General features: G+C 72.8%; 11 protein-coding genes. 7 read left to right on the forward strand and 4 right to left on the reverse strand.

The annotated features are described in order from the left end of the window. Positions 1–9: 9 nt before the first annotated feature. On the reverse strand, positions 10–1179 hold the full coding sequence (gene sucC / locus ABRP24_RS01955; protein WP_027466677.1) for an ADP-forming succinate--CoA ligase subunit beta: 1170 nt from the start codon (positions 1177–1179) through the stop codon (positions 10–12). Positions 1180–1421: 242 nt separating this feature from the next. Between sucC and ABRP24_RS01960 the strand changes: the two genes are divergently transcribed. The 7 genes from ABRP24_RS01960 (at position 1422) to ABRP24_RS01990 (ending at position 6878) form a co-directional block, all read left to right on the forward strand. After that, positions 1422–3053, forward strand: a complete 1632-nt coding sequence (locus ABRP24_RS01960; protein ID WP_349847698.1) for a RecQ family ATP-dependent DNA helicase — start codon at positions 1422–1424, stop codon at positions 3051–3053. Between the two features lie 232 nt (positions 3054–3285). After that, the gene (locus tag ABRP24_RS01965; protein ID WP_035809242.1) at positions 3286–3585 is read left to right on the forward strand and encodes a hypothetical protein; all 300 of its coding nucleotides are present in this window, start codon (positions 3286–3288) and stop codon (positions 3583–3585) included. 76 nt (positions 3586–3661) lie between these two features. Continuing rightward, positions 3662–3994, forward strand: a complete 333-nt coding sequence (locus ABRP24_RS01970; RefSeq protein WP_349847697.1) for a hypothetical protein — start codon at positions 3662–3664, stop codon at positions 3992–3994. After that, a complete protein-coding gene (locus ABRP24_RS01975) occupies positions 3991–4824 on the forward strand; it encodes an oxygenase MpaB family protein (RefSeq protein WP_349847696.1) in 834 nt (277 codons plus the stop codon). The genes ABRP24_RS01970 and ABRP24_RS01975 overlap by 4 nt, the downstream gene beginning before the upstream one ends. Positions 4825–4889: 65 nt before the next feature. Next, a complete protein-coding gene (locus ABRP24_RS01980; RefSeq protein ID WP_349847695.1) occupies positions 4890–5036 on the forward strand; it encodes a hypothetical protein in 147 nt (48 codons plus the stop codon). 22 nt (positions 5037–5058) lie between these two features. Next, positions 5059–6168: a hypothetical protein gene (locus ABRP24_RS01985; protein ID WP_349847694.1), complete on the forward strand. Its 1110-nt coding sequence runs from the start codon at positions 5059–5061 to the stop codon at positions 6166–6168. A 71-nt stretch (positions 6169–6239) separates the two neighbouring features. Next, complete coding sequence (locus ABRP24_RS01990) at positions 6240–6878, forward strand: pyridoxal 5'-phosphate synthase (RefSeq protein WP_027466681.1); 639 nt, start codon at positions 6240–6242, stop codon at positions 6876–6878. Positions 6879–6913: 35 nt separating this feature from the next. On the opposite strand, the gene ABRP24_RS01995 is transcribed toward ABRP24_RS01990, so the two are convergent. From ABRP24_RS01995 to ABRP24_RS02005, 3 genes are read right to left on the reverse strand one after another with little or no spacing between them, the layout of a single operon-like run. Then, the gene (locus ABRP24_RS01995) at positions 6914–9346 is read right to left on the reverse strand and encodes a GNAT family N-acetyltransferase (RefSeq protein ID WP_349847693.1); all 2433 of its coding nucleotides are present in this window, start codon (positions 9344–9346) and stop codon (positions 6914–6916) included. Continuing rightward, positions 9343–10746 (reverse strand): SidA/IucD/PvdA family monooxygenase, encoded by a 1404-nt coding sequence (locus tag ABRP24_RS02000; protein WP_349847692.1) that lies wholly within the window; start codon positions 10744–10746, stop codon positions 9343–9345. The genes ABRP24_RS01995 and ABRP24_RS02000 overlap by 4 nt, the downstream gene beginning before the upstream one ends. Then, positions 10743–12167, reverse strand: coding sequence for an aminotransferase class V-fold PLP-dependent enzyme (locus tag ABRP24_RS02005; protein WP_349847691.1), 1425 nt, complete (start codon positions 12165–12167; stop codon positions 10743–10745). The genes ABRP24_RS02000 and ABRP24_RS02005 overlap by 4 nt, the downstream gene beginning before the upstream one ends. Between the last annotated feature and the right edge of the window lies 1 nt (position 12168).

Here is a 12168-nt window from a genome sequence, read left to right on the forward strand (position 1 = left end):
TCAGTCCCTTCAGGCCGCTGCGGCGGCGAGTTCGGCGGCCTTCTCGGCCGCATCGTCCATGGTCGCGGCGACGGTGACGAGCGGGTGCGCTGCCTCCGCCAGGATCCGACGACCCTCTTCCACGTTGTTGCCGTCGAGGCGCACGACGAGCGGCTTGGTGGCCGCGTCGCCGAGGATGCCGAGCGCGGCGACGATGCCGTTCGCGACGGCGTCGCAGGCGGTGATGCCGCCGAAGACGTTCACGAACACGCTCTTCACCTGCGGGTCGCCGAGGATGACGTCGAGGCCGTTGGCCATGACCTCGGCCGAGGCGCCGCCGCCGATGTCGAGGAAGTTGGCGGGCTTCACGCCGCCGTGGCGCTCACCGGCGTAGGCGACGACGTCGAGCGTCGACATGACGAGCCCCGCGCCGTTGCCGATGACGCCGACCTGGCCGTCGAGCTTGACGTAGTTCAGCCCGTGGGCCTTCGCCTTGGCCTCGAGCGGGTCCTCGCTGGCGGTGTCCTCGAGGTCCTTGTGGCCCTCGTGGCGGAAGTCGGCGTTCTCGTCGAGCGAGACCTTGCCGTCGAGTGCCAGGATCTGGCCGTCGCCGGTGCGGACGAGGGGGTTCACCTCGACGAGGGTCGCGTCCTCGCCCTTGTACACGTCGTAGAGCTTCACGAAGACGTCGGCGACCTGATCGCGGAGCGACTCCGGGAAGTTCGCCTGCGCGGCGATCTCGAGCGCGGCGGCCTTGTCGATGCCCGTCAGCGGGTCGACCTCGACCCGGGCGAGCGCCTCGGGCTTCTCGACGGCGAGCTGCTCGATCTCCATGCCACCCTCGACGCTGGTGAGCGAGAGGTAGGAGCGGTTGGCCCGGTCGAGCAGCACGGAGAAGTAGAACTCCTCGGCGATGTCGGCACCCTGGGCGACCATGACGCGCTGGACGGTGTGGCCCTTGATGTCGAGGCCGAGGATGGCCTGCGCGTGCTCGAACGCCTCGTCCGGGGTCTTCGCGACCTTCACGCCGCCGGCCTTGCCGCGACCGCCGACCTTCACCTGCGCCTTGACGACCACGACGCCACCGATCTTCTCGGCCGCCGCCTTCGCCTGCTCGGGGGTGTCGGCGATGATCCCCTGCAACACGGGGACGCCGTAGGACTCGAAGAGGTCCCTGGCCTGATACTCGAAAAGATCCACGCTGTTCTTCTTCCCGCACGGTTCGTGCGATCGGCATCGGTTTCCCGGTCGCGCTCTCCACATCGAGGGTCGCTCGATGTCGAGACAACGGCCGCCACGCAGCCTAGCGCTGCTCGGTGGACGGCCGGTGCACGTCGGGGCACACCCGAGCACCCGCCGATCAGGACCGGGCCCCGGAAGCGCATGAGCCGCTGCGCGCACCGCTGGGACCGGCCCGAGCTCGAGCTCGGCAGTGTGGATCGGTGCAACCCGAACTCCGTACCCGCGCCACCGAGGTCTTCGGCTGGACGCTCCGCCCCGACCAGGAGTCCGTCATCGACGCCGTGCTCGAGGGCCGTGACGCCCTGGCGGTCATGCCCACCGGATCGGGCAAGTCCGCGATCTACCAGGTCGCCGGCCTCGGGCTGGACGGCCTCGTCGTGGTCGTCTCCCCGCTCGTGGCGCTGCAGGAGGACCAGGTGGTCGGGCTCGAGCACCACTCCGACGCACCCCGAGCCGTCGCCCTGAACGCCACGAAGAAGGCACGGGACGTCGCCGATGCGTGGGACGCCGTCGCCGCGGGCGAGGTCGGGTACGTGTTCCTCGCCCCCGAACAGCTGGTGAAGGACGACGTGCTCGAGCGACTCCGCGATGCCGGGGTCGCGCTGGTCGCCGTCGACGAGGCGCACTGCATCTCGTCGTGGGGTCACGACTTCCGACCGGACTACCTGGCGCTCGGCGAGGTCGCGGAACGCCTGGGCCGCCCGCCGGTGCTCGCACTGACCGCCACGGGTTCCGCTCCGGTGCGGGACGACATCGTCGAGCGGCTCGGTATGCGCGACCCGTTCGTGCTCGCCTCGGGATTCGACCGTCCCGGCATCCGGCTCGAGGTGGTCCGGCACGCCGAGGACGCCGAGAAGCGCCAGGCCGTGGTCGACCAGGTCGCCGAGCTCGACGGACCCACGGTCGTCTACGTCGCCACCCGCGCCGCGACCACGGAGTACGCCGACGCCCTCGCCGCCCGTGGTCGCCGCGCGCAGCCGTACCACGCCGGCATGCGGGTGGCGGAGCGCGAGGCCGTGCACACCGGGTTCCTGGACGGCGACGTCGACGTGGTGGTCGCGACGAGTGCCTTCGGCATGGGCATCGACAAGCCCGACGTCCGGTACGTCGTGCACGCCGACGTCCCCGAGTCGATCGACGCCTACTACCAGGAGATCGGGCGGGCCGGGCGGGACGCCGAACCGGCCGGCGCCACCCTGCACTACCGCGCCGAGGACTTCGGCCTGCGCACGTTCTTCGCGTCCGGCTCGCCGCGACCCGCCTCGGTCCGGGCCGTGTTCGACGCCGTCCCGGCGACCGGTTCGATCGCCCGCTCCGCACTGGTGGAGGCCGCTGGCCTGTCGGCCCGTACCGCCGGTCGAGCACTCAACGCCCTGCTCGACGCCGGCGCCCTGCGCGACGACGTCGACGGTGTCTCCCGTGTTCCGGACGGCCCGCAGGACGCCGACCGTGCGGCACGTGCGACAGCCGACCGTGCCGCCGAACGGGAGCGGGTCGAGGAATCCCGCATCGCGATGATGCGCCAGCTCGCCGAGACGACGGGGTGCCGCCGCCAGTTCCTGCTCGGCTACTTCGGCGACGAGCTGCCGGAGCCGTGCGGGAACTGTGACACCTGCTCGTCCGGCACGGCACGCGAGGCCTCCGCCCACGTCGCCGACGGGGCGAACGACGCGGCCTGGCCGCCGGATGCGCGCGTCGAGCACGCCGAGTGGGGCACGGGCGTGGTGATGAGCACGGAGGAGGACCGCATCACGGTGTTCTTCGAGTCCGCCGGCTACCGCACCCTCGCACTCGCCGACGTCGAGCAACGCGACCTGCTCGAACGCGTCTGAACGAACCAGGGACGAAAGCGCAGGCGGTCAGCGCGCCGGCCCGGACGACCCGGGCGGGGAAGGCGCGGTCGCTCGACCACCCGTCGGCGACCGCGCTCCACTCCCCCGAGCATCGGCGATGCTGCCGTGGCGGTGTGACCGGCAGGTGACGCCCGGGTGAACACGACACGAAACCGGACGGCCGCCAAGCGCCGGCGGGTAGGCAGGAAGCCCGCAACGGAAAGGAACCACCATGAGCGACCCCGGCATCAGCCCCGTCGACGACTTCGAGTCCCAGCAGCGTCGCGACGACGACATCGACCGTGAGCACGTCGGCCCGTACGAGGTGGACGAGGCCGAGGAGTCCCTCGAGACGGTGACGAACGACGCGGTCGCCGGCGAGACGGTCGAGCCGCAGCCCGGTGACGGCTCCGACGACGGTCCGACCGGCGGCTCCCCGCGCGAGGGTTCGCCCGACCTGTGGGAGCACGAGAACGAGCAGGACGAGGACCGCGCCGACCTCGGCAACGACCTCGGCACGAAGCCGCTCTGAGCTGATCAGGCTCCCCCGGAACACGGCTCGGTAGCATCGGGCCGTGTTCCGACGAGTCCGTTCCAGCGTCCGCAGCATGCCCTCGGCAGCGCGGCTGCTGGCGGTCGCGGCGATGCTCCTGGTCGCCGCCTCGGCGCACCTCGCCGCCCGCTCGGAGCCCGGTGGCCGCTGGGTCCCGCTCCTCGTCGTCGGCGTCGTCGGTGCGGTCGTCACCGGATCACCGACCCGTCTCTGGCCGCTCCCCGCGATCTGGCTCGTCGCGACGCTCCTCGCCCTGACCGGTGACGTGCCGGTCGACGCCTCGTGTGCACTGGTCGCCCTGGTCGTCGGCGCCGTCGCGCTCCTGGCGGCGATCGCCGTGGACCTGTGGCCCGTCCTGCGGGCGCGACGCCGACGGGGCGCGGCGTGACCACCCCACGGCCTGGAGGCGCGACGCACGACCCGCACCGCGCCTCCCGTCCGCCTGCTGGGCGCGTCCACGACCGTCACCTGCGTCGGTTCCTCGCCGACAGCACCCCCGTGGCCGCGGGCGGCCGCGCCATCCTGCTGCAGATCGCCGACCCGGTCGTCGCGGCCGGTGTCCGACGGCACTCGGACTTCGCCCGGCGACCCCAGCAGCGGCTCGCGCACACCCTGATGTTCGTCTACGCCGTCGTCATCGGCACGGAGACCGACTCGGCGACCGCGGCCGGCTTCGTCAACCGTGCGCACCGGCCCGTCGCCGGCGCCGACGACGTCGACCGGCAACTCTGGGTGGCCGCCACCCTGTTCGACTCCGCCCGGCGGGCGCACGACCTGTTCGGCACACGCGTCTCCGCGGCCCGCGCCGAGCAGGTCCTCGCCGCCTACGCCCCGATCGCGACCGCGCTGCGGGTGCCGCCGGAGCGTTGGCCGACCTCGGTGGCGGCGTTCGACCGGTACTGGCAGCGGAGGCTGGAGGGGCTCGAGGTCACCGACGACGCCCGCGGGGTCGTCCGCGACCTGCTGCACCCGCGGTTCGCGCCGCTGTGGGTGCGGGCGGCGATGCCCCTCGTCCGCATCGTGACCGTGGGGATGCTGCCGGAACGGGTGCGCACGGCGTACGGCTTCGCGTGGGGGCCGCGGGAGGAACGGCGTTTCCGGCACACCGTCCGGGTGGTGGCCGGGGTGCGGGCGCTGGTGCCGAGCGCGCTGCTGCGGCTGCCGGGTCCGTTGCTGCTGCGGGCGATGCGGCGGACCGCCGGGCGACACGTCACGTGACCCAGCTCGGTACGTCACGCCGGACTCCCCGAGCGCTGACCGCCGGCGCACGGTTGGGTGGGTGCATGTCCTCTGCCCCGCTCTCCGGTGACGACTCCCTGCACCTGCCCGAGTTCGACGACCCGCACGCGGCCGTGCAGGCGTCCTGGCGCGAGACGATGCAGCAGCTCCGGTTCGCCGAGCTCGTGTCGGTGCAGGTCCCGACGCCGTGACACGTGGACACGGCGGGCGGCGATGACGACGTACGACCGGATCGCGTACCGGAACGGCACCAGCGCCCCGGCGACCGTCACGGTGGAGGTGGACCTGACGAACCCAGACCGCCAGGCGCACTCCACCGTGACCGTGTCGCTGCTGGGCGTCGAGCACTCGGCCACGGCCGACGACGCCTTCGAGGCGCTGAGTCTGGTGCGCGCGGCACTCGACCGCGACGGGTGGCTCCTGGGCGTGCAGGGGGCTCGCGTCGACGTGTGGCCGAGCGGGATGGCACGCCAGCAGGGTGGTGGCCTGCGTGCGTACCGACACCGCCGCGGTCGTCGTCCACGCCTCGACGACCTGGTCGACGTGTTCGCCCCGGCCGACGAACGCCTCGGCACGGTGGAGGCACAGCGGGCGTTCGTCGGAGTGAAGCCGCTGGTCGCGCGACCGGAGGCCGTCGACGACACCGAGACGATCGCCACCTCGACCACGCTTGCTCCGACCCGCTCCATCGACGGACGGCCTTCCCTGATCGATCGCCTCCTCGGTCGCGCGCAGCCGGCCTCGTGGTCGGCACCGCAACGGTGGACCGCCGTGCGGGCGACGCTCGGTGACGCCCTGACTCCGGCCGAGTGGGCGGAAGTGGAAGTGCTCGCCGGCACGGTACTGACCGGCAGGTACCAGCCGAGCACGCACCGGATCACCCGAGCGGTGGGGTGGGACGACGAGGACACCCGGTGGGCCGACCTCATCGACGTCGCGGTCGAACCGAACGGCACGATCGGCATCCGGGTGTTCCGTCGGCGGTACGTCGAGCGTCCCGGAGCGCCGTTCGAGGTGGTGCACGACACCCGCGTGGCCGACCTGCCACCGACGGAGTTCCGCCCGAGCGGACTCGAGACGTCCACACGCCAGGACCAGGTGTCCGCGCTCTGGGAGCACCTCCGTCGGCTTGCGCTGATCCCGGACGAGGCGCTGTCCGTCATGTTCTGGCCGGATCACGGACGTGTCCCGACGGGCAGCGACGACGACCAGGGCCGAACCGTCACGTTCTCGGGCCTGGCGGACGGATCCGTCTGGACCGTCCTCGTCAGTGCGGTCGGACACCTCCGCATCACCCGGACGCTGCCGTCCGCGACGCCCTGACGAGGCCGAGGTCGACCCCGGCGGACGACCCCTTTCGAACACCGAGCCCTCGGGCACGGTTGGGTGGGTACATGTCCTCTGCCCCGCTCTCCGGTGACGACTCCCTGCACCTGCCCGAGTTCGACAGCCCGCCGGCGTCTCCGCTCGACCTCGCTCGCGACTGGCTGTCCGCGGCGCAGGACCGACAGGTCTCCGAGCCGTTGTCGATGACCCTCGCCACGGCCGGGGCCGACGGCCGTGTGTCCGCTCGCACCGTCGACGTGAAGCGCATCGAGGCGGACGGGCTGGTCTTCGGCACGTCGGAGGACAGCCCGAAGGGGCGGCAGCTCGCCGAGAACCCGCACGCAGCCCTGCAGGCGTACTGGCGCGAGACGATGCAGCAGCTCCGGTTCGAGGGCCACGTCGTCCGGCTGTCGGACGCCGAGTCCGACGCCCTGTTCGCGGACCGCTCCCCGAAGTCACGCGCGGCGACGGCCATCGCGGACCAGTCGGCCGTGCTCGAGCCGCGGACCCTGCAGGACCTGATCGACGACGCGAACGACCTGCTCGACGACTCCGGCGACGACGTCCCCCGGCCGGCACGGTGGGTTGCCTGGCGTCTCGAGCCCGACATCGTGGAGTTCTGGCACGGCAGCCGTGACCGGATGCACCGACGACTGCAGTACGCACTCGCCGAGGGGACCTGGACGGCCACCCGCCTGCAGCCGTAGTCGGCGCGGCTCCCGCACCGAGAGCTCCCGCCCCGCTACCGCCCGATCGGGTTCGCCATCGCCCCCGCCCGGATGAGCGACGCCGACTGGTCCGCCAGGTCCACCATCGACAGGGTGTTCCGCAGCTGCAACCGGTTCAGGCACGAGTGCTCGAACGTCGGCACCCGCAGGTCCAGGGGACGACGGCGGTCCGGGTGCGCGGCTGCGTGGGCGTCGATGCACTCCCCCACGACCTGCCAGAAGCGGGACTCCGGCAGCACCGCGTCGTCGTCGAGGATCGCGGCGACGAACCGGAGCACCCCGTCGAACACGTCGGTGAAGACCGCGAGCGCGGCCTCGTCGTCGGACACCGGGTGCACGATCCGGTCGATGTCGGCGGGGACCGGGCGGTCGTCGTGCCGACCGAGCACCGCGGCCTCCTCGCCGATGTCCTTCATCACGGCACGGACCACGACGCCGTCGCGCACGACGAGCACCAGGTTCTCGCCGTGCGGCATGAACACCAGGTCGTGCACGGTCACGCAGTGCACGACGGGCAGCAGGTAGGCGTCGAGCCAGCGCCGGACCCAGACGTCGGCGGGCAGACCAGAGGCCTCGATCAGCGCCGAGACCACGGCGTTCCCCGCGGCGTCCCGGTGCAGCAGCGCCGCCATCGTCAGCAGCCGCTCGCCGTCCGTCACCCGCGGCAGCGGGCTCTCCCGCCACAGGGCCGCGAGCATCTTGCGCTGCGGCGAGGACACGTCGACCCGGTGGTAGGCGTCCCCTGTGTAGCCGATGGCGGCGTGCTCCCGGAGCACCGAGAACCCGGCGGCGGCGAGCGTGGGGTCGGCCGAGACGATCGACCCGACCCAGTCGTTCACGGCCGGGGTGTTCCGCATGTACGCGGGCGACATCCCCCGCAGGAACCCCATGTTCTGCACGGCGAGCGCCGTCTTCACGTACGACCGTGCTGGCTCGGTTCGGTTGAACGCGGTGCGGATGGACTGCTGCGGCTGGTACTCGTCGGGTCCCTCGCCCAGGTCGACCAGGTCCTGTCGGCCCAGGTCGGGCGCGAAGGTCACGGCGATCCGGTGCTGCCACTGCCACGGGTGCACGGGCAGCCACACGTACTCGTCGGGGTCGAGCCCGCGACGCTCCAGCGTGGCACGGAACCCGGCCACGACCGCCGGTGACAGCTCTGCCTCCCAGTGCGCCTGCTCGGTCCGGTCGGCGGCGAGCGCCAGGTGCGTGTGCTCGCGTCGGGCAGCGAGCCACCGGTACCGGAACCGGCCGCCGGACTCCGGCGCGAACGCCCGGTACTCGTCGAGCCCGAACCCGATCCGGCCGTTGGCGGCGACGAACGCCGGGTGCCCCTCGGTCATCGCCGCCTCGACGTCCTGGAACGACGCGACGACGTCTTCGACGGACCCGGCCGCCCCGGCCCCGCCCCGCCCCCGTGCCAGCTGCCCGGCCGATGGTCCGCCCCGCCGGTGCTTCGCCGCGGCACTCGCCAGCGTCGACGCGATCTCCTCCAGGTACGTGCCGAGCAACTCGTCGGGGATCCCGAGCACCGCGCGCAGCTCGAGCACGAGCTCCTGCGCGCTGAGCGGCGCCGGCACCCCCGCACGGGTCCGCGTCAGCGAGGCCTCGTCCATCGACCAGTGCTCGAGCACGTGCTGCCGCGCCCGGAACCGGTAGGTCGACTCCCCCGCGTCGAGCCGCCACCCGTCCCCGTCCGGCGCGGGTGCGATCAGCCGTTCGTGGGTGAACTCCGCGATCGCCTTCGCGACGAGGTGCCGTTCGGCGGGTTCCAGGTGCTCGGGCCGCAGGTGTGCGGCCGGCCCGTCGTCGTCGGGGACGCCGATCCGGTCGGTGTCGAGCACCGACAGCAGGGCCCGCTTGCCGGCGACGTCCACCTGCCGCAGGGGGCGGAACCCGACCTCGGCGTTCTTCGCCTGCACGGCGGTGTTCCGCACGTCGGGTTCGACGACGACCCGGCGCGCGCCGAGGGCGTCCCGGCAGTGCTCGACGACGGCACGCATCACCGCGCTGGTCAGGCCGTGGACACGACCACCGGCGGGCACCGGCGCGACGAGCAGGTGCATGCCGACGTCGCCGGGTTCGGCCGCCCACACGTCGGTGAGCAGGACGGCGGAGGGGTCGTAGGTCTCCGCCAGGAAGCACGGCTCACCGTTCCGGCGGCCGAGCCACGCTGCCTGCGCGGGGTCCGCCTGCACGCCGACCAGGTAGGCGCGCACCCCGTCCACGTCGAGGTCGCCCATCTCCCACCACGACGATGCCGGGTGGGCGAGCCACGACTGCACGACGGCGGCGTCGCGTTCCGGGTCCACGGGCTCGACGGTCAGGAGGCCCGGCTCGGCTCCCCCGGGCGCGGTCGCCCCGTGCGCGTCGACCGTCGCAGTGCCCACCACACCAGTGCCCGCCGAACCGGCGACCGTCACACCGGTGCTGTCGACGACGGCGCTCATGCGGACACCTCCGCCCGCTCGGACGCGCGCCGGGCCGGCGCGCGCTCCGCGGTGCCGGGGCGGGCGGTGGACGGCTCCGAGGCGGGCAGGCCGAACTCCTGGAAGGCGATCCGGGCCTCCAGGCCGTACACGGGGCGACCCGTGACGGACCGGATGATCGACGCGTTCCGCCACGCACCCATGCCGAGGTCGGGCGCGGTCAGGCCGTGCGTGTGCTCCTCGGCGTTCTGTACCCAGATGCGCCCGCCCAGGGTGTCGACGTGGTGGTCGCGGGCGACCGCCAGGCGACCGCGGGAGTCGCGGGCGACGAGGTGCTCGACCGGGTCGAGGAACCGCGGGACCCGCGGGGTGTACCCGGTGGCCAGCACCAGCTGCTCGACCTCGTACTCGTACGTCTGGTCGAGCTGCTCGTGGCGGAGCGTCAGCCGGTACGTACCACGGTCGGCGAGCCAGGCGGCGTCGACGACGCTCGTCTCGGTCCGGAGCGTCGTCGGGACCGGGCCGCGCGCGCTGATCCGGTAGAGCTGGTCGTACAGGTCGTCGACCAGGTCCGCGCTGATGCCCTTGTACAGGCCGCGCTGTTCCCGTCCCAGGCGGTCGCGGACGGCTTCGGGCAGCCCGTGGAAGTGGTCCGTGTACTCCGGGCTCGTCATCTCGAGGGTAAGCTTGGTGTCCTCCATCGGGAAGAACCGGGGCGAACGTGTGATCCAGTCGAGCCGGTAGCCGTCCTGCCGGATGTCCTCGAGCAGTTCGCGGTAGACCTCGGCGGCGGACTGCCCGCTGCCGACGACGGCGATGGACCCGGCATCGCGCAGGGCGTCGCGGTTCGGCAGGAAGTCGGCGGAGTGGATCGCCGGCCCGCTGATCCCGCGCAACGGGGCGGGGACGGATGGCTCGGTGCCGATGCCCACGACGACGTGGTGTGCGCGGTACGTCTCGGGACCCTGATCGGTCTCGGCGTGCACCGTGAACGTGTCGGTGACCGGGTCGTGCTCGACGGCGGTCACCCGGCGGCCCCACCGCAGGGTGTCGAGCCGGTCGGCGGCCCAGCGGCAGTAGGCGTCGTACTCGCTGCGCAGGGGGTGGAAGTCCTCGCGGATGTAGAACGGGTACAGGCGCCCGGTCTCCTTGAGCCAGGCGAGGAACGAGAACGGCGAGGTCGGGTCGGCCATCGTCACCAGGTCGGCGAGGAACGGCACCTGGATCGTGGCGTCGTCGAGCATCATGCCGTGGTGCCAGGCGAAGCCGTCGGCGGCGTCGAGGAACACCGCGTCGACGTCGGCGATCGGGTCGGTCAGGCAGGCGAGGCCGAGGTTGAACGGACCGATGCCGATGCCGACGACGTCGTGCACGGCGGGGTCGGCATTGGTGCGGTCGGCAGCGGTGCGGTCGGCGGTCATCGGGTCGCTCCCTCGGTCTCGGTGGTGGCTGCGCGCACCCGGGCGGCCGTCGCGACGACGTGCTCCAGCGACGCGCGCATCTGCTCCGGCGTCGTCTCCGGGTTGAGCAGCGTGAGCTTGTTGCACGGCCGGCCGTCGATGACCGTCTTGGCGATCAGCACCCGGCCCTCGGCGAGCAGGGCCGAGCGGATCGGGGCGACCAGCGCGTCGGCGGCCTCGTCCGTCATGCCGGCGGGCTGCCAGCGGAACAGCACCGTGCTGAGCTGCGTCGGCGCGACGAGCACCAGGTCGGGGTGCTCCTCGACGATCCGGTGGGTGACCACGGCGAGGTCGATGACGGTGTCGAACGCGGCCCCGATCGCGTCGGCACCCGTCGCCCGCAGGGTGGCCCAGAGCTTCAGGGCGTCGAACCGGCGGGTGGTCTGCAGTGACTTGTCGACCTGGTTCGGCTCGGCGGCGTCCTCGGGGTTCAGGTAGTCGGCGTACCAGGCGGTGCGGCGCAGGTCCTCCGGGCGCTGCACGAGCAGGGCGCTCGACGACACCGGCTGGAAGAACGACTTGTGCAGGTCGGCGGTCACGCTCCGGGCCCGTTCGACGCCGTCGAGCAGGTGCCGGCGGGTCGGGGACACGAGCAGCCCGCAGCCGTACGCGGCGTCGACGTGCAGCCAGACTCCCTCGAGATCACAGACGTCCGCGATCGGCTCGAGCGGGTCGATCACTCCGCGGTCGGTGGTGCCGGCGGTGGCGACGACGGCCATCGGCGTCTGCCCGGCTGCGCGGGCGGCGGCGATCGCCTCCGCAAGGGCGGCGGGCACCATCCGGCCGGCGTGGTCGGTGGCGACGGCGACCACTGCCTGGAGGCCGAGCAGCCGCGCCGACTTCGCGATGCTGAAGTGGGTCTCCGCGGTCGTGAACACGGTGCCGCTGGCGCCCAGGGCCTCGCGCGCCAGCAGCAGGGCCTGCAGGTTCGACTGCGAGCCGCCCGAGGTGAAGATGCCGTCACCCGCGGCGAACCCGATCCGACCGGCGAGCCAGGCGACGACGTGCCGCTCGATCTCGGTGCCGATCCGGGACTGGTCCCAGGTGTCGACCGACGGGTTCACGGCGGCCAGGACCGACTCGGCGGCGACCGCGGGCAGCGCGACCGGACAGTTCAGGTGCGCGAGGTACGCCGGGTCGTGGAACCAGACGGCCTCGCGGACGAACAGCTCGTCGAGTTCGGCGAGCGCGCGGTCCGTCCCGAGGGGTTCGGCGTCGAGGTCGACGTCCTGCACCCGGGCCCGGAGGACCTCGGGAGCGGTGTCGGTCGTCGGACGGTCGGCGGCGGCGAAGCGGTCGGCCAGACGGTCCACCGTGGACGTCACGGCGGAGCGGTAGCGCTCGGCGGTGGCGGTGGTCAGGAGTTCGATGGGAGGTGTCATG

The sequence above is a fragment of the Curtobacterium sp. WHRI 8282 genome, from assembly GCF_040223925.2.
Classification (GTDB): Bacteria; Actinomycetota; Actinomycetes; order Actinomycetales; family Microbacteriaceae; genus Curtobacterium; species Curtobacterium flaccumfaciens.

What these genes read in the sequence shown, in the direction of transcription:
- ABRP24_RS01970 (WP_349847697.1), top strand. Translation starts at nt 3,662, where the DNA reads ATGCCCTCGGCAGCGCGGCTGCTGGCGGTCGCGGCGATGCTCCTGGTC.
- ABRP24_RS01980 (WP_349847695.1), top strand. Translation starts at nt 4,890, where the DNA reads ATGTCCTCTGCCCCGCTCTCCGGTGACGACTCCCTGCACCTGCCCGAG.
- ABRP24_RS01965 (WP_035809242.1), top strand. Translation starts at nt 3,286, where the DNA reads ATGAGCGACCCCGGCATCAGCCCCGTCGACGACTTCGAGTCCCAGCAG.
- ABRP24_RS01990 (WP_027466681.1), top strand. Translation starts at nt 6,240, where the DNA reads ATGTCCTCTGCCCCGCTCTCCGGTGACGACTCCCTGCACCTGCCCGAG.
- ABRP24_RS02005 (WP_349847691.1), bottom strand. Translation starts at nt 12,167, where the DNA reads ATGACACCTCCCATCGAACTCCTGACCACCGCCACCGCCGAGCGCTAC.
- ABRP24_RS02000 (WP_349847692.1), bottom strand. Translation starts at nt 10,746, where the DNA reads ATGACCGCCGACCGCACCGCTGCCGACCGCACCAATGCCGACCCCGCC.
- ABRP24_RS01995 (WP_349847693.1), bottom strand. Translation starts at nt 9,346, where the DNA reads ATGAGCGCCGTCGTCGACAGCACCGGTGTGACGGTCGCCGGTTCGGCG.
- ABRP24_RS01985 (WP_349847694.1), top strand. Translation starts at nt 5,059, where the DNA reads ATGACGACGTACGACCGGATCGCGTACCGGAACGGCACCAGCGCCCCG.